Raw genomic sequence first — 16,550 nt, forward strand, 5'->3', positions numbered from 1 at the left:
GATGTGTTGCTACTGCGGGGCGCTTAGCCAGAAATGGCTTTATGGAGCCGCTGCTCGGCCGGATTCGGCTCCACTTTCGCGAAATATGCGACCGTATTCGTCCGAGCAAGGTGGGCGCCGGCATCCGGTGCAGATGGGGTCTCGGGGTCATGGCGATGGTGGCTGCCCCCAGGGGGGACGGCCCACTCCAAGCACTCCCGGATACTGTTCGTCACTCGCGCGCAGCTCGGCGTCGCGCTGCGCCCGTCTGCGGGCGCGGGCTGCCTCACGGCGATCGCGATTGAGCTCCCACTTCGCGCGGCGGAGCGCACCGTTGAGGTCCCACTGCACACAGGTCGTGTCGTACTCAGCGAGCTCGATCCTCACCAGTCGCGCGATGAGCCGCTCGACGCAGCGCAACTGCACCCGCTGAACGAGGGGATCCGGGTCGAGGTGCGGCGGCTCGATGAACCGCTGCAACGCAAACAGCAGAGTGTCGGCCCGCATGATCCGGCACACCGCACCTTTGGGCGCGAACTCGCGCTCGGCGTCGAGAATGGCCCGGCCGTACGGGCCGAGGAAGGTCTCCGGTTCAGACTCGAGATACCGGCGAAGGAGCTTGTCGACGCGAACGATCCGTTTGCGCTGCACTCCTGTGCTGTTGTCGTACTCCGTGCCGAAGTACGCAAGCAGAACGTCATCCATGGTGGGAAGCGGCTTCTCCATGCGCACAGTGTCACGCGCGCCACCGACATCCGTACTGACAAGGGGTTGACCCCGGCGGAGCCCCCGGCCGAGAGTGGGCGGATGAGTTCGAGCGCCGCCACAACCTCGACTGCCGCCCCGCAGCCGACCCGCCTCGCCGCCGAATACGTGCTGCCGCTCCGCTGGCCCGACTCCCGCGCCGCCGACGCCAGCGAACTCGCCGAATACCTCCGCACCCTGAGCGGACACCTCGACATCACTGTCGTCGACGGGTCGCCCGCCGCCGTCTTCGCCGCGCACCACGCGCTGTGGGGAGGCACTGTTCGTCACATCGCGCCCGACGGTCCGACCACCGGCAATGGGAAGGTTGCTGGCGTGCTCACCGGCATCCGCCTTGCGCGCCACCGCGCGGTGATCATCGCCGACGACGACGTCCGATACGAGCGCAGCAGCCTCGAACGGATGGTCGCTGAGCTGGAGAGCGCAGACATCGTTCGCCCGCAGAACTACTTCACGGCACTGCCATGGCACGCGCGCTGGGACACGGCCCGCACCCTGATCAACCGCGCCGTGGCATCCGATTACCCGGGCACGCTCGGCGTGAACCGCGACCTCCTCCTCGAGCTCGGTGGGTACGACGGCGATGTGCTGTTCGAGAACCTCGAACTCATCCGCACGATCACGGCGGGCGGCGGGCGGGAGCGCCGCGTCGGTGATCTCTTCGTCGGACGCGTCCCTCCGAGTTCCGCTCACTTCGCCGGACAGCGGCTACGCCAGGCGTACGACAGTTTCGCGCAGCCGGCCAGGCTTGTGCTCGAACTGGGCCTTCTCCCGCTGCTGGTGTGGAGCATCCGTCGCCCGTTGCGCCTCGCCGCCACCTCCGCGGCTGCGATTGCACTCGCGGAATTCGGGCGACGCCGACACAGCGGCACGCGCGTCTTTCCGCCGACGAGCGCGTTGTGGGCACCGGCCTGGCTGGTCGAACGGGCGGTCTGCGCCTGGCTCGCTGTCGGTGCACGGATGCTCGGAGGCGCGAAATACGGAAGCTCACGTCTGAAGAAAGCGGCGAACTCACCAGCGGTGCTGAGGCAGAAGCTCGGCGCTCACGATTAAACGGATGCCGCGGCATCCGTCACCCACGCCGCCAACGGATGCCGCGGCATCCGTCATGTACACCGACACCGACACCGCCAACGGATACCCACGGCATCCGTCACGCGCTCCGCCGCCGTTCCACGGCCCCGACGATCGCCTTCTCGACCTCGACGATGAGGAAAATGGCGAGCCCGAACCCGAGCGCGATGCCCCACTCCCTGAACCCGAGCGGAACGGTGTCGAACCAGGCCTGCATGAACGGCGCGTACGTGAAGATCAGCTGAATCGTGAAGAGAATCACGACCGAGTACCAGACCACGGGGTTTCCGACCAGCACGTGCGGCGTCACGCTGGTGCTCCGGAGGAAGCGACAGTTGAACAGATAGGTGGCCTGGCCCAGAACGAGCATGGTGACCGCGCTCGTCTGTGCAACGGCGAAGCTGCTCCCGGTGTTCAGCACGAAGAAGAAGATGCCGATCGTTGCGGCGGTAATCAGTATCGACACGAGGATGATGCGGGGCAGCAGGATTCGGTCGATGACCGGCGCACTCCTGTCTCGCGGCGGCCGATTCATTACGCCCGGCTCCTCTCGCTCGTAGGAGAGGGCAATCGACAGCGTGACGCCGGTCACGAGGTTGACCCACAGCACCTGCGTCGGCTGCAGCGGTGGCACGAACCCGCCGAGCACGGCCGTCAGCACGACGAGCGCCTGTGCAAACGTCGTCGGCAGGAGGAACATCAGTGATTTCTGGATGTTGTCGAAGATCCGCCGTCCCTCAGCGACAGCTCGTTCAATGGTGGCGAAGTGGTCATCGGCGAGCACAATGTCGGCAGCTTCCTTCGTCACCTCAGTGCCGTTGATGCCCATGGCGATGCCGATGTCGGCCCGCCGGAGCGCCGGTGCATCGTTGACGCCGTCGCCGGTCATCGCGACGACCTGCCCACGCGACTGAAGCGCCCGCACGATCCGGATCTTGTGCTCGGGGCTCGTGCGCGCGAACACCGTAACCTCCGGCGCGATGGCCGACAGCTCGCCGTCCGACATCCGCTGCAGCTCGGCGCCGGTCACTACCCGGGTGGCGTCGTCGTCGGCGAGGCCCAGCTCTGAACTGATCGCGGCCGCCGTGGCGGCATGATCGCCGGTGATCATCGCGACCCGGATGCCGGCGCTATGGCACAGCCGGACCGCCTCGATGGCCTCGGGGCGGGGTGGGTCAGCGATACCGACGAGTCCCAGGAAGGTGAGGTCGCGCACCGTGTCGGTGTCGACATCCGTGAGTCTGTCCCTCCGGGTCCAGGCCGCCGCGAGGACGCGGAGCCCGGTCGCACCGAGTTCGTGGACGGCGGCGTGCCAGCGCGCGCTATCGAGCGGTTGCGTCGACCCGTCGGGGGCGAGTTGGGTGGTGCACCGCTCAAGGAGGCGGTCGGGCGCGCCCTTCGCCATCAAACGGATGACATCCGCCGGATCACGGTCGAGCACCGCCATGAACTTCGTCACCGAATCGAACGGCAGCTCAGCGAGGCGCGTGTGCCCGGCGGGATCGAAGCCCAGCTTCCGGGCGAGCACGACCAGGCTGCCCTCGGTCGGCGCTCCGACGATCGACCAGTCGTCGCCATCCTGCGCCAGCGCGGCGTCGTTGCACCGGGCCACGGTCGCAACCAGCGCGGCGAGGCTGAAGTCCGACAGCGCTGCGACCGACCCGTCCGATGCGCGATGAACCTCACCCGCCGGCCGGTAACCCTCACCCGTCACGGCGAAACGCTCAGCCGGTGTGACGATCTCGCGAACCGTCATCTCATTGAGCGTCAGAGTGCCAGTCTTGTCCGAGCAGATCGTGGTGACGGAGCCGAGCGTCTCGACCGCGGTGAGCTTGCGGGTGATCGCCTGCTCTTTCGCCATCTGCTGCACCCCGAGCGCGAGGGTGATGGTCACAATCGCTGGGAGGCCCTCGGGCACAGCGGCGACGGCGAAGGTGATAGCAGACGTCAGCAGGTCACGCGCCGAGTCGTCGTGCAGGAGCCGCCCAGCCACCGTCATCACGGACGCGGCCACGAGAATAAGCAGCGCCATCCGCTTGCTCAGCGCATCCAGTTGCAGCGTCAGTGGTGTCGCGAGCGGTTGCGCCTCGGAGATCAGACTCTGGATGTGACCGATCTCGGTGTTCGGACCTGTCGCCGTGACCACCCCGACCCCCGCACCGCCCGTGACAGCCGTGCCGGAGAACGCCATGCCTTCACGATCGCCGACTCCGGCGTCGTGAGGAGAGGCATCCGTCGACTTCGCCGCGGCGACGGATTCGCCCGTCAGCGCGGATTCGTCGACCTCGAGCTGGTTCGCAGAGATCAGGCGGAGGTCGGCGGGGATCTTGTCGCCCGCACGAATCCGCACGATGTCACCGGGCACCAGAGTGTCGGCGCTGACCTCGATCCAACTCCCGTCGCGGCGGACGTGTGCCGAGAGCGAGAGCAGGTTCCGGATGCCGGCGAGCGCGCGTTCCGCCTGCCCCTCCTGGATGAATCCGATCAGGGCTGTGACGACCGCCACCGTGGCGATGACCCAGAAGTCGAGCCAGTCCCGGTACACCGCCTTGATGACGGCCGCGCCGAGGAGGATGTAGATGAGGATGTTGCGGAAGTGCCCGAGCAGCCGAAGAAGTGCTGGTCGCGGTTTGCCCTCGGCCAGACGGTTGGGGCCGTACTGGTTCAGTCGCGCGGCGGCCTCTGTGGTCGATAGTCCGTTCGGCGTGGATCCGAGCTGCGCCAGGACGGCGTCCGACTCCTGGGCATGCGCCGCTGGTGGCCAAGCGTATGTCGATGAGCTCATGGGCAGCTTTCACATAGCGGATGCCCGCTTCGGCTGAAGCTGGCCCGCCAACTCTGCGTTGAGCCAGTGTCGGGCGACAGAGTCCGTTGCCCCTGTGCCGGCCCACCATGAGGGTCGGCACAGGGGCAGGCGGCCCTTAGTAACCCATGGAGATTCGCTGGTTCGCCCTCTCGGCAAGCCAGAGCCACCGGCCGACGGCGTCGCCCGTCGTGCTCTTGGCGCCGTCGAGCGCATCGTCGCGCAGCGTCCGCAGCCGGACGGGGTCGATCCGGGGACTGCCGTCCAGCTCCTCCATGACGCTGACGAAGGCATCCGCTTCAGCCCGCCCGCCGAGCCGAGTAGCGACGTCCTGTGCCATAAAGTCATCCCACGTGAGTTCGGGATCGTAACTGAATCGGCCGAACGCCAGATAGCTCAGTTCGCTTGAGACGTGGTGCGGTGATGGTTCTCCCCAGACAGTGAGCCCCTGCATATTGAGCGCCGCTGATTTCTTGGCTAGTTCCGCGAAGTCCGGGGCATTGAATTTGTAACGTTCCGTTCGTTCATCACCATTCCACTGGCACGCGAACTGGCTGCGGATCACGTTTGTCCGCGTGGGAAGTGATGCGATATCTGCCGCTGTCAGATCCGTTCGAGCTTTGTTCCAGTAGGACCGGTTGAACGTGTGTTGATAGATTCCGCCGTCGGGAAGGGTGTGTAGCGGATCGTGCGCCGCGGGGTCGAGCAAGTTGTCCCATTGCAGCTCGCAGTACAGCCACAGGTCATCTCGCCCAGACTTTGCGGCATCGAAGAGCACTGGGAAATTGTCCGCCATGTCGGCGTGCGACCAGAACTCGGCATCATTGTCACGTCGGGTCGCCGTCTCTCGTTCACCTCGTCTGGCGTTGCAACGCGCGCAGCCACAGACCCCGTAGTCTCCTGCCTCAATGTTCACCCCGCCGACGTCGACCGTCTCGACGAGCCACGAGATTGCATCGCGCATCCACTCGATGTTCGCGGGTTCTGATGGGCACGCTGTACGCGTGTAGTCACTCTTGGGAAAGTTCAGCGGGAACGAGAGATCCTGCAACTGGAAGCCGACCCCGCGCTCCATCTCTGCCTCGTACGTCGGATTCTTGTCGAGCCAGGTGGCGAGGTTGTAAGGGTGATTGCCCTCCCAATACACCCCGCCGTATGCCCCGATGGCGATACCAGGGAGAATTCGAACTCCACGTTCATTGGCGTAACGACACAGTTCCTGCGCCGCTGGGACGCCCCCGTGGCTGTCTCGAAAGAACCCGTAAATGACGATCGCAGCGATTTGATTCATGCTGCAGAAATCGACCATGCGCCGATAGTCGGCGAGGAAGCCGCTTGGCGGTTTTCCGTAAGAGTTGAATACACCGATTTCCTGGTGGCCCACCTGGTTAAGCTCCCAGTTGGTCGAGTGGTCCCACGTCCAGAACGTGCGGTACGCGAGCTTCGGGGTGCGCTCTACGACACGGTCCATGACGCGAATGCCTGTTGGCGTGGCCTCTGAGAGGCGCTGCACCAATTCCTCCACTCCATAGATGACACCGGAGAACGGCCCGCCCGTGAGGGTGATAACGGGAGCGGCTGCCGAGTCAACATCAATCCGGAAGGCGCCTTCGGGCAACGCCGGTGACTCCCGCAATCGCACTGTCGGAAGTGAGTCGGGCAGCTCTGATTGTGTTTGAGCGGCGAGCCAGGTGAGATCGTGCCAGGACTCTCTCAAACGGCGAGCAGCGTGCGGATGGGCATCAGCGCCAAGAATGGCGACGCGACCGGAAATATGAACGTGTGAACCCTGTGACATCGATCGTCTCCTGAAGAAATCTGAACTGGAAGCGATCGGTAGAGCGAACGACAGGTGGTTATGTAACATAGCCCACACCATGGATCAAAGCCAGCCTCTCTCACCGCTCGCCAGCAACCTCCGTATGTGGCGCGAGCGCAGGGGCATGAGTGCCTCCGCCCTGGCGCGCGACGCCGGTATCTCAAAGTCGACAGTTTCCGAACTCGAACGGGGTAACGGGAATCCTTCGCTCGACACCCTGTGGGCGCTTGCCAAAACGCTCCACGTGTCGCTTGGCGCACTCTTCATGGGGCAAACCGGTCGCGGAGAGGCAGAGCTGAAACGCATCATCGACGCTCCGGTCATCGCCCACGATGGCGAGAAATTTGTTGCCCAGCTGATGGCATCTTGGCGAAACTCGGGAGAAGTTGAGGTCTCCGTCGTCACCCTCGCTCCGAATGCGAAGCGTCATTCTCGCGGTAACGCACCGGGAGTCGTTGAGCGCGCGGTTTGTATGAGCGGGCTCATCGAAGTTGGGCCGGACGACGCTATGACCCTCCTCGAGCCGGGGGACATGATCACGTTCCGCGCAGACCAGCCGCATATCTACCGGTCACGGTCCGAAGGTGGCCGGTTGCTCGTGGTTCAGCAATACCCGACATCAAGCTGATCCGGTTTACCGAAACGTAACAATTCGAGAACCACGGGTATTGATTCCGTAACAAAGCTTTGGTTGACTAAGCTCGTTCGGTAGAGCGAACGATATCCCATTAGGGCGAACGCCCTTTATGTTTACGTCAACGGAGATTTTTCATGGAAACCGACCTCACGGGACTCGACCCGTCTGACCAGCCGGTCATCGAAACTCGCGGTATCACCAAGAGCTTCGGTCACGTCCAGGCGCTGCGCGGCGCTTCGCTTCGCGCATACCCGGGCGAGGTGCTCGCCTTGATTGGTGATAACGGTGCCGGGAAGTCCACGCTCGCCAATGTGATCGCCGGCGTCCACTCCAGCGACGGAGGCGAACTGTTGCTCAGGGGCAACCGGGTAGAGGTCGCATCAGTGCGTCAGGCGCGCGAACTCGGCATCGAGATCGTGTATCAGGACCTGGCACAGGCCCCCGACCTGACGGTCTCGCAGAACTTCTTCTTTGGCCGCGAGCTTCTCGTCAAAGGGCCAGGCCGGTTCATCGGGAAAGTGGATGAACCAGCGATGCGGAAGCGGACGAAGGAGGCGATGAGTCTTCTCGGCGCGCAGGTGCCGTCGTTGACCGTTCCGGTTAGCGCGCTGTCCGGCGGGCAGCGGCAGGCCATCGCCGTTGCGCGCGCAGTGATGTGGGCGAAAGCGGCGATCATCATGGACGAGCCCACGGCAGCGCTCGGTGCCAAACAGACCGCCATGGTCTACGACGCTGTCCGCGCTGCGGCCGACCGGGGTCTCGCGGTCATTCTCGTGAGCCATGACATCCCGAAAATGATCGAGTTCGCCGACCGCATGGCCATCATGCGACACGGTTCAGTCGTCGCCCAGATGCCAACGTCCGGCCTTGAACTCGTCGACGTTCTCACCACGATGCTCACCGCCCAGAAGGATGCCGCATGACCGCCACGAAAACGTCCCCAGAGGCATCCGCACCGACGTTCTCCAGCACGGAACCGCACGCGGTCAAGCGAATTGTCACGTCGACGGCCTTCATGATCGCCGTTGTTGTTCTCGCGCTCATTCTTCTCTTTGGTGTTCTTTCGCCAAACGGCGTATTTCTCGGGCCCGCGAACTTCCGCAACCTCGCCCTCGACTCGGCCCAACTGATTTTGCTCGCGGTCGGGATGACGTTCCTCGTCGGTGCGGGAGAGCTGGACCTGTCGATTGGTGCCAACGTAATCCTCTCCTCGGTTGTGGCGGCCAAAGTGATCACCGTCATGGGAGGTACTCCCGAAGAGGTTCTCGCGGGAAACTACAGCAACGTCGCGGTAGCCGTGCTCCTTGGGCTTCTGGCGGCTGTCGCGACCGGCACGCTATTCGGGGTTGTGAACGCGACCCTCGTCAATCTGCTGCGCGTGAACTCGTTCATCGTGACGCTGGCAATGATGAGTGTCGGCAGTGGCGTTGCCTACATCGTTACCGGTGGCGTTAACGTCAGTGCGCTGCCGAGAGATCTTCAGAAGAACTTCGGCTCGGCAGACCTCTTCGGTGTCATCCCGGTTCCCGCGCTCATTGCCGTTGCGTTCGGAATTGTGGGGTGGTTCGTCATGACGAAGCTCCGATTCGGAACCCACACCCTCGGCATGGGATCGTCAATCCGCGCGGCCCAACGGGCGGGCATCAACGTGAAACTGCAGCGGGTCAAACTTTTCGCGATCATGGGGTTCATCGCTGGTCTCGTCGGATTCATCGACATTTCTCGCTTCCTGACAACAAACATCCAGGGGCACCAAGGCGATGCCCTCGCGGCGATCGCCGCGGTCGTGATCGGTGGGACCAGCCTCTTCGGAGGAAGAGCGTCGGTTCTCGGATCGATGATCGCAGCGATCATTCCCGCGATCCTTATCAACGGACTCGTGATTATGCGGGTTGGCTCCTTCTATCAGCTGGTCGTGACCGGACTGATCCTCCTGATCGCGGTCGGTATCGATCAGCGCCGCCGCGCTCAGCCCAGTTGATCTCTTTCGAACACGCCTCTCGAGATTTCATCCCACTGCACCAGATCCACTCTCACCCCTAAAGGAGAACACTGTGTCAACTCGATCACACGTGCTGAAGCGCGGAAGCGTCATCGGCGCTGCTTCCGTCCTCGCACTCGCCCTCAGTTCGTGCAGCAGCGCTTCGGCACCTGCGGACGGATCAGGCGGGTCCGGTTCAGAGAGCCGCACCGTTTCATTCGTCGCGGCACAAATGACCGCAACATATTTCCAGGTCATGCAGTGCGGCGCCCAAGAGGCCGCAGACAAGTACGGCGTCGACCTCGACTGGCAGGGCGACGCCAACTGGGACCTCGCCACGCAGACGCCGCTGATCAATGCGGCAGTGCAATCGAAACCGGGCGGAATGGTTCTTGTCCCAACCGATCCGGCCGGTTTGATCGAGACCGTTGAGAACATTGCCTCCGACGGCACCCCGGTGATCACCGTCGACGGCAGCCTCGACGAACCCGTCGAAGCACAGAACATCCGCACGGACAACATCAGCGCCGGCGCACTGGCGGCTGACGCGCTCGCGAAGTCGATCGGCGAGAAGGGAACAGTGCTCGTCATCGCATCGTTCCCCGGCGTCGCGGCGAACGCCGAACGCGTTGATGGATTTGCCGAGCGCATGGCTGAGGCTTACCCCGACATCACGGTTCTGCCGACCGAGTACTCGGAAGCCGACCAGGCGACGGCCTCACAGATCGCAGCCGCAGCTATTACCGATCCGGACCTCAAAGGCATTTACACCACCCTCGCCCCGGCATCGTCCGGAGCTGCAGCCGCTATCCAAGCGGCAAACAGAACCGGAGAGGTCAAACTGGTGGCCTACGACGCAGACCCGTCGCAGGTCGAAGACCTCAAGAACGGGGTTTACGAAGCTCTCGTGGCACAGGACCCATACGGCCTCGGGTATGACTCCGTAGAGCGCATCGCCCAGATCATCGATGGTGACCTCGACCCGGCTGACCTCGAATACCAGGAGTATGTCACCGCTTACATCATCGACAAGTCCAACGTCGACAGCGATGAAACCAAGCGATACATCTACAACCCGACCTGCTAACCCGCACGCACGTCACTCCCAACCCAAAGGAACGCCCCCATGAGCCCCGACAACGGTCACGCGCGACACTCGGTCCCCCTATCGAGGGTGCGAGTGGCCGTTGTCGGCTCTGGGCCATTCGCTGAGCTGCACGCTCAGGCCTTCCTCGAGAATCCCGACTGCGAACTGGTCGGCGTGGTCAGCCGCGACCGCAACCGTGCAGCTGCGTTCGCACAGCGCTATTCCGCGCCGGATGCCGCCAGCTCGCTGCAAGAGTTGCGCGCCTCGACAGCGATCGACGCGGTTTCCGTCGTGACATCCGGCGATTTCCATCTCGAGCCCACGCTTGAAGCGCTTCAGATGGGCGCCAGCGTGCTGCTTGAAAAACCTGTAGTGCTCTCCAGCGAGGAGGGGCGAGTTCTCCGGGACGCTGCCGCCTCGGCATCAGGTTTCGTTATGCCGGCCCACATTCTCCGGTTTGCGGCGCCATACCAGGAGCTTCGCGCTCGTGTCGAGGAGGGAGCGGTTGGTTCGCCCCGTGCACTGTCGTTCCGGAGGCATCGTACGTCCGATCACGACAGGTTCTTCGCACGCCTCCATCCCGTGCTGATGACAATGATTCACGACATCGATCTTGCACTCTGGCTTACTGGCGCGCGCCCCCGGCGGGTGACCGCACGCCAGATCGTCGCGTCGTCTCGCTCACAACCGCTTGCCGTGTGGGCAGAGGTGGAAATGACGAACGGCTCTGCGCTTTCATTTCAGGTGTCCTGGGGGCTCGCGAACGGCTCCCTTCCCGACGCACTCGAGGTCATCGGAACCGAGGGAGCCCTGTCGCTGAGCCTTGGCCCTCGAGTCACCGACTTCGGCTCCGAACCGAGGCCCGTCGACGACTGCCTGACGCCACACGTGGGACACGGTGCCCTGCGGGAGGAAGTCCGCGCGTTCGTTGATGCCGTTCGGTTTGGTAGAACGCCAACCGCGGTCACGCTCGAGGAGGCCCTCGCCGGTATCGATCTTGCCGAGCAGATCATCGCTGCCGCTGAAGCGAACCGGATCGAGGTCAGCCCGTGAGGCGGCGTATCGATTCGCACATTCACATCTTCGAAAACGGGTGGGCGGGCGAACGGGCACCCGGCGAAGAGCTTGCCGATTATGACGCGCTTCGTCGCCAGTATGGGATCGACCGTGCCCTCGTGGTCGGCTTCGAGGCCGATCCGGTCTTCGCGGGCAACACCGACTACATTCTCGGCCTCGCCACTGCCCACGACTGGGTCGTTCCACTGGCCTATCTTGATATCGTCACTGCTCGGTCGCGTTTCGTCGACGAGTGCGTCGACGCCGGTGCCGCTGGATTCAGCCTCTATCTCGGTGTGGATTCCACCGCCGCACACCGCGTGCATCCCAGCGTGTGGGATGCCATCGAGCGACACGGTTCGCTGCTCAGCGTCAACGCAACGCCGGTTGCCCTGGAGAGTTTCGCACCCATCCTCGACCGCATCCCCAGTGCGACGGTATTGATCAGCCACCTCGGACTCCCCGGCACGTCGTCTGCCTCCGCAGACGAAGGCATTTCTCCGGCGCCGGTGCGGTCTCGTCGGATCTCGGCCCTCACCGAACTGAAGCGGTACCCGCAGGTATCCGTGAAGCTCTCCGGTCTCTATGCCATCGACCCGGCGTTTCCGCATGCTGGGGCGGAATCAGACCTGCTGGCCGCCCTCGATGCGTTTGGGGCGGGACGGTTGGTGTGGGGTTCGGACTTCGCGCCAGGACTCGACGTCGTGAGCACCGAAGAACTCTTCGCGATCCCGGAATGGGTCGCCACACATCTGAGCGCCAGTGAGCTCGAAGACGTTGAGGGTCGGACCCTGCGACGCATTCTGAAGGCGGTCTGACGATGCCCCGATTCTGCTACACGTTCGAGTTGCTGCCCGGCATGATCGATCGCTATGAACGCGAGCACGCGGAGATCTGGCCCGGCGTGGTCGACGCCATGACGCGTGCGTGCATCACCGACTACTCGCTTTTCCGTCGGGATCACTCGGTCATCGCCTGGGGTGAGTGTACCGGGCCCGTTGACGAGACGTTCCGACTTCTCGATGCTGACCCAGCGAACCGTCGGTGGAGCGCGCACATCCGCGCGCTGATGTCTGACCCGCTCGATGGTGACGGTCGGCTCAGATTCAGTGAAGAGATTTGGCGGATGACCTGAGACCCCAGAGACCCAACCGTGGCGCTGCAGCCAGCCCAGCCGAACAGAAACGATCAGCGGAGTACACACACATGGTGACAACCGGGGACTATCCCCTGCTCGATTCGAGCAACTTTCTCAATCTCACGTCAGCCGCCTATCTCTATTGGGGAGCACACTCGCCCGCGCTGCGGCGGGTGGAGGACGCAATCGTTGCCTCATACCGGGCCAAGAGTTTGGGGGAGGGCGGGCGTGACTTTCTCTACGCGGCTGAAAGCCACACCAGGGAAAGCATCGCTCGACTAACCGGGCGACGCGCGACCGAGGTCGGAATGCTCGGCGACGCGTCGACAGCGTGGAGCGCGATTGCGAACGGGTGGAAATGGTCTCCCGGCGACAATATCGTCATCAACGAGTATGAGCATCCCGCGGTGTTCGCGCCGTTCCTTCGGCTTCGCCAATATGGGCTGGAGGTCCGCGTGGTCCCGAGAAACGAGGACTGGGAAATGCCCGCCTCCTCGATTGAGGCGTACTGCGACGAACGCACGACGGCGATTGCGGTGAGTCATGTCGGTTATGTGACGGGACTACGTCACGACCTCGCTGAACTCGGTCGTGTGGCCGATCGCGTCGGCGTTCCCCTGCTCGTCGACGTGTCACACTCGCTCGGCGTTGTCGACGTTGACCTGTCGGCAGCCGCCCTCACCGTGACGGCGTCGTACAAATGGACGCTCGGCCCGTACGGCGTCGGAGCGGTGATCTGGAACCAGGACCGGCTGCCCGACTTCGAGCCAGGCGCCGTAGGCTGGCGATCGCTGGAGAACATGTTCACCGATAAGCGCTTCGACGAGATCAACTGGAATCGCGACGGAACCCGATTCCAGATGGGGGCGCCAGCGCTGGCAGATATCGCCGGCCTTGGTGCGGGCATCGATACCATTCTTGAGCTGGGCATCGCCAATGTCGAGGCGCACTCGCTTGCCCTCGTCGACGCCGCTATTTCCGGTCTTACCGACCTGGGACTCGAGGTCATCACGCCGTCCGACCGGGCTCGACATGCCGGGAACGTGGCCTTTTTGCACCCGGAGGGTGAGGCCTTCGCTCGTCGTCTCGCCGATCATGGCGTACTCGTCTGGGGTGGTGACGGAAGGGTGCGCGCGTCATTCCACGTCTTGAACTCCCGGAACGACGTCGGCCGATTGTTTGCAGGGGTGAGCGCAGTGCTCGCCGAAATGCCGATGGAAAGGGTTTGACGTGATCAACGAAACTACCGAAGTGGTTAGCGAAGCAATCGATGCGTTCCTCGCGGAGCGCTCGGATGACCTCCTGACCCTTGTTCGTGACCTCGTGGCTATCAACAGCCAGATACCGCCGCACGGTGACGAACGCGAGATTGTCGCCTTTCTCACGAACACGCTCGCCCGGATGGGGCTCGACGAGGACCTCACGGTGATTGGTCCGTCACCGGAACGGCCAAGCCTCATCGCGCGCATCGCGGGCACTGGCGGCGGCAAGAACTTGATGTTCAACGGGCACACAGATACCAAACCGATCGGCGAGGCCCGAAGCCAGTGGAAGACGGATCCCCTGACGGCAACCGTGGTCGATGGCGCTTTGGTCGGCCTCGGCACAACGGATATGAAGGCGGCTGTCGCGGCGATGATTTACGCCGCATTCGCGTTGAAGGAAACCGGTGTTCGGCTCCGCGGTGATCTCCTGATCGGCATGATCGCGGATGAAGAAGCTGGCGCTCAACTCGGTGCGAAGTTCGTGGCACCCCACATCACGGGCGTGGACGCCATCCTCATCGGTGAGCCGAGCGGCTGGGACCACGATTGGCAGGGCATTCACCTGGTATCGCGGGGCGTCTGTGGGTTCCGGATCGTCGTCACGGGAACCCAAATGCACTCGAGTCTTTCCGACAGAATGCCGTCGGTCAACGCGTCGCTCAAGCTCGCGGACCTGATGACACGCATCGGTGCGGAGCTCGATCTTCCCTTCACCCCGCATCCACTCGGTCAGGTCGGTCCGACCCTCAATACCGGGGTGATGATCAGCGGCGGTACTTTTTTTGGCGTAGTGCCCGGACATGCTGAATTCGCCTGCGACCTCCGAACAGTCCCTGGCCAGACCCGCGAAGAGGTCGCCGAGGGAATTGAAACCTGGCTCGCTGCGTGCAGGGCAGCCGATCCGGAGCTTGAGGTCGAGTACGCGTTCGAGCCCGGACTCGACTGGATCCCGTGGAGCGAGCTCGAAGCGGAGCACCCTCTTGTCGCCGCTACACAGCAGGCGGCTGCGGATGTGCTCGGTGAAGCACCGCCTCTCGGCGTCTTTCCCGGGGGCACGGACGCGCCCTGGTATTCGCAGCTCGGTATCCCCACCCTGCCGTCGTTCGGTCCTGGCGTACTCACCTGCGCGCACGGCCCCAATGAATTCGTCAGTATCGAGAGCATCCTCGAGGCTGCACGAATGTACGCACGCATCGCGGCAGATTTCTGCCGTTGAATTCGAAAAACAAGGAGCACCCAATGGAACTTTTGCACACCACGAGCGCGCCAACACCGGGCGGCCACTACTCACAAGCGGCCGTCGCGGGCGATTACCTCTTCACCGCTGGCCAGGTCGGACTGGACCCCAAGACTGGGGAAACTCCCACAGATTTCCGCGAACAGGTACGGCAGTCTCTGCGAAACCTGCAAGCAGTGCTCGCCGAGGGCGGAGCAGACATCACCGATGTGGTGCGCACGATGTGCCTGCTCACCGACATTGACCAGTTCGCTGTCTTCAATGAGGAGTACGCGGCGTTCTTCGGTGAGCACAAGCCAGCGCGGAGCACATTCGGAATTGCCCTGGCCGGCGGATTCGCCGTCGAAGTGGAGGCCATCGCGTACGTCGGAGGGAAGAAGTAGGCCGGTCCAGAATGGTGCCCGGCGCTGCTCATCAGGGAGCATGCAACCATGGAGAACGTCGCGTTTGATCCGTTGCGTATCGAAGTGAAATGGAGCACGAATGGTGAGCACGATGAGGGCCGTCGAGTACCACGGCGCAGGCGGACCCGAAGCAATTCGGGTGGTCGAACGCCCGCGCCCGGTTGCTGGCCCGGGCGAGGTTCTCATCCACGTCGCCGCCGCAGGGCTCAACCGCGCCGACGTGCAGCAACGACGCGGCGTCTATCCGCCGCCGCCCGGGGCATCCGACATCCCGGGCCTCGAGGTCAGCGGGACGATCGTCGAACTCGGTGATGGCGTTGACGCGTTTGAGGTCGGCGCCGAGGTCTGTGCACTGCTCGCCGGGGGCGGTTACGCGGAGTATGTGGCGGTGCCCGCCGGGCAGGTGCTGCCGGTGCCCGCCGCGATACCGCTCGTCGATGCCGCCGCACTGCCCGAGGTGGCGTGCACCGTCTGGTCGAACCTCTTCATGACCGCGCATGTCACGGCGGGCGACTGGGTGCTGATCCACGGCGGCGCCGGCGGCATCGGAACGATGGCGACCCAGCTCGTCGCCGCGTTCGGCGCCCACCCGGTGGTCACCGCCGGCAGCGTCGAAAAGCTCGCCTATTGCCGGACCTTCGGCGCCGAAGCGGGCATCAACTACCGCGATGAGGACTTCGTCGAGCGGATGCTGGACATCTCCGGCGGGCACGGAGCCGACGTCATCCTCGACGTCGTTGGCGCGAAATACCTCGACCGCAACGTGCGTGCGCTCGCGCTCGGCGGGCGCCTGGTCGTGATCGGGCTGCAGGGTGGCGCGAAGGCCGAACTCGACCTCGGCCTGCTGATGTCCCGGCGCGCGAGCGTCGCTGGCACGACCCTCCGTTCCCGGCCGATCGCGGAGAAGGCGCGGGTCGTCGCCGAGGTCGCCGCGCATGTCTGGCCGCTCGTCGAGGCGGGCACCGTGCGCACCGCCGTCGAGGCGCGCTACCCGCTCGACCGGGTCGCGGAGGCCCACGAACACTTCGACTCGGGCCAGCACACGGGCAAAATCCTGCTCACGATGTGACGAGCGGATGCCGTCGGTTGGGGTGCGCGCGGAGCCGGGCGGTGCAGCACCGTCGCTTCGGGAGGTAAATCGCGGGGTGCGTCGACGTATGGGCGGCGGACCTGCGGTTTGTCCGCCCGAAGTTGCGGTGTCGGGCGGCTCGAGCGCCGCGGTCGGCGGGCACGCCGTGTGGGCGGATGGATGGTGTCACTCGGGTCATGGGGTGTCGCCCGTGCGCAGCTCCGTTGTTTCGGGAG

The 16,550-nt window shown here is 64.0% G+C and carries 15 protein-coding genes; 12 read left to right on the top strand and 3 right to left on the bottom strand.

Annotated features, from left to right (window positions below; all coding sequences use genetic code 11):
• Window positions 1-147: 147 nt before the first annotated feature.
• Window positions 148-705 carry a hypothetical protein gene (locus AC1C2N_RS06540; RefSeq protein WP_495433336.1) on the bottom strand — a complete coding sequence of 186 codons (558 nt, stop codon included), beginning with the start codon at window positions 703-705 and terminating at the stop codon, window positions 148-150.
• 81 nt (window positions 706-786) lie between these two features.
• Here AC1C2N_RS06540 and AC1C2N_RS06545 point away from each other — a divergent pair, with 81 nt between their 5' ends.
• Entirely contained in the window at window positions 787-1,797 is a 1,011-nt protein-coding gene (locus AC1C2N_RS06545; RefSeq protein WP_495433337.1) for a glycosyltransferase family 2 protein, read from the top strand.
• Between the two features lie 100 nt (window positions 1,798-1,897).
• Here AC1C2N_RS06545 and AC1C2N_RS06550 read toward each other — a convergent pair whose 3' ends face one another.
• Both AC1C2N_RS06550 and AC1C2N_RS06555 read right to left on the bottom strand, forming a co-directional pair.
• A complete protein-coding gene (locus AC1C2N_RS06550) occupies window positions 1,898-4,603 on the bottom strand; it encodes a cation-translocating P-type ATPase (RefSeq protein WP_495433338.1) in 2,706 nt (901 codons plus the stop codon).
• Window positions 4,604-4,739: 136 nt separating this feature from the next.
• The gene (locus AC1C2N_RS06555; RefSeq protein WP_495433339.1) at window positions 4,740-6,500 is read right to left on the bottom strand and encodes a beta-N-acetylhexosaminidase family protein; all 1,761 of its coding nucleotides are present in this window, start codon (window positions 6,498-6,500) and stop codon (window positions 4,740-4,742) included.
• Between AC1C2N_RS06555 and AC1C2N_RS06560 the strand changes: the two genes are divergently transcribed.
• From AC1C2N_RS06560 to AC1C2N_RS06610, 11 genes are all read left to right on the top strand, one after another.
• On the top strand, window positions 6,499-7,068 hold the full coding sequence (locus AC1C2N_RS06560; RefSeq protein WP_495433340.1) for a helix-turn-helix domain-containing protein: 570 nt from the start codon (window positions 6,499-6,501) through the stop codon (window positions 7,066-7,068). The two genes, AC1C2N_RS06555 and AC1C2N_RS06560, sit on opposite strands and share 2 nt — an antisense overlap.
• 143 nt (window positions 7,069-7,211) lie before the next feature.
• Window positions 7,212-8,000 (top strand): ATP-binding cassette domain-containing protein, encoded by a 789-nt coding sequence (locus AC1C2N_RS06565; protein WP_495433341.1) that lies wholly within the window; start codon window positions 7,212-7,214, stop codon window positions 7,998-8,000.
• Window positions 7,997-9,058: an ABC transporter permease gene (locus tag AC1C2N_RS06570; RefSeq protein ID WP_495433342.1), complete on the top strand. Its 1,062-nt coding sequence runs from the start codon at window positions 7,997-7,999 to the stop codon at window positions 9,056-9,058. Before AC1C2N_RS06565 ends, AC1C2N_RS06570 begins: the two co-directional genes overlap by 4 nt.
• Window positions 9,059-9,131: 73 nt before the next feature.
• Window positions 9,132-10,145, top strand: coding sequence for an ABC transporter substrate-binding protein (locus AC1C2N_RS06575; protein WP_495433343.1), 1,014 nt, complete (start codon window positions 9,132-9,134; stop codon window positions 10,143-10,145).
• Between the two features lie 39 nt (window positions 10,146-10,184).
• Complete coding sequence (locus tag AC1C2N_RS06580; protein ID WP_495433344.1) at window positions 10,185-11,198, top strand: Gfo/Idh/MocA family protein; 1,014 nt, start codon at window positions 10,185-10,187, stop codon at window positions 11,196-11,198.
• Window positions 11,195-12,019 (top strand): amidohydrolase family protein, encoded by an 825-nt coding sequence (locus tag AC1C2N_RS06585; RefSeq protein WP_495433346.1) that lies wholly within the window; start codon window positions 11,195-11,197, stop codon window positions 12,017-12,019. The genes AC1C2N_RS06580 and AC1C2N_RS06585 overlap by 4 nt, the downstream gene beginning before the upstream one ends.
• A gap of 2 nt (window positions 12,020-12,021) precedes the next feature.
• Window positions 12,022-12,336, top strand: coding sequence for an L-rhamnose mutarotase (locus AC1C2N_RS06590; RefSeq protein WP_495433347.1), 315 nt, complete (start codon window positions 12,022-12,024; stop codon window positions 12,334-12,336).
• A gap of 71 nt (window positions 12,337-12,407) precedes the next feature.
• Window positions 12,408-13,568: an aminotransferase class V-fold PLP-dependent enzyme gene (locus AC1C2N_RS06595; RefSeq protein WP_495433348.1), complete on the top strand. Its 1,161-nt coding sequence runs from the start codon at window positions 12,408-12,410 to the stop codon at window positions 13,566-13,568.
• A gap of 1 nt (window position 13,569) precedes the next feature.
• Window positions 13,570-14,820 (top strand): M20 family metallopeptidase, encoded by a 1,251-nt coding sequence (locus AC1C2N_RS06600; RefSeq protein WP_495433349.1) that lies wholly within the window; start codon window positions 13,570-13,572, stop codon window positions 14,818-14,820.
• Between the two features lie 23 nt (window positions 14,821-14,843).
• A complete protein-coding gene (locus AC1C2N_RS06605) occupies window positions 14,844-15,224 on the top strand; it encodes a RidA family protein (protein WP_495433350.1) in 381 nt (126 codons plus the stop codon).
• A 112-nt stretch (window positions 15,225-15,336) separates the two neighbouring features.
• A complete protein-coding gene (locus AC1C2N_RS06610) occupies window positions 15,337-16,314 on the top strand; it encodes an NAD(P)H-quinone oxidoreductase (RefSeq protein WP_495433736.1) in 978 nt (325 codons plus the stop codon).
• Window positions 16,315-16,550: the final 236 nt, after the last annotated feature.

It is taken from the genome of Mycetocola sp. Y791 (assembly GCF_059445325.1).

Excerpts from the sequence above, each read along its gene's own strand:
- AC1C2N_RS06565 (WP_495433341.1), top strand. The coding sequence starts at position 7,212 with ATGGAAACCGACCTCACGGGACTCGACCCGTCTGACCAGCCGGTCATC.
- AC1C2N_RS06610 (WP_495433736.1), top strand. The coding sequence starts at position 15,337 with ATGAGGGCCGTCGAGTACCACGGCGCAGGCGGACCCGAAGCAATTCGG.
- AC1C2N_RS06590 (WP_495433347.1), top strand. The coding sequence starts at position 12,022 with ATGCCCCGATTCTGCTACACGTTCGAGTTGCTGCCCGGCATGATCGAT.
- AC1C2N_RS06580 (WP_495433344.1), top strand. The coding sequence starts at position 10,185 with ATGAGCCCCGACAACGGTCACGCGCGACACTCGGTCCCCCTATCGAGG.
- AC1C2N_RS06550 (WP_495433338.1), bottom strand. The coding sequence starts at position 4,603 with ATGAGCTCATCGACATACGCTTGGCCACCAGCGGCGCATGCCCAGGAG.
- AC1C2N_RS06570 (WP_495433342.1), top strand. The coding sequence starts at position 7,997 with ATGACCGCCACGAAAACGTCCCCAGAGGCATCCGCACCGACGTTCTCC.
- AC1C2N_RS06595 (WP_495433348.1), top strand. The coding sequence starts at position 12,408 with ATGGTGACAACCGGGGACTATCCCCTGCTCGATTCGAGCAACTTTCTC.
- AC1C2N_RS06540 (WP_495433336.1), bottom strand. The coding sequence starts at position 705 with ATGGAGAAGCCGCTTCCCACCATGGATGACGTTCTGCTTGCGTACTTC.
- AC1C2N_RS06545 (WP_495433337.1), top strand. The coding sequence starts at position 787 with ATGAGTTCGAGCGCCGCCACAACCTCGACTGCCGCCCCGCAGCCGACC.
- AC1C2N_RS06605 (WP_495433350.1), top strand. The coding sequence starts at position 14,844 with ATGGAACTTTTGCACACCACGAGCGCGCCAACACCGGGCGGCCACTAC.
- AC1C2N_RS06555 (WP_495433339.1), bottom strand. The coding sequence starts at position 6,500 with ATGGTGTGGGCTATGTTACATAACCACCTGTCGTTCGCTCTACCGATC.
- AC1C2N_RS06560 (WP_495433340.1), top strand. The coding sequence starts at position 6,499 with ATGGATCAAAGCCAGCCTCTCTCACCGCTCGCCAGCAACCTCCGTATG.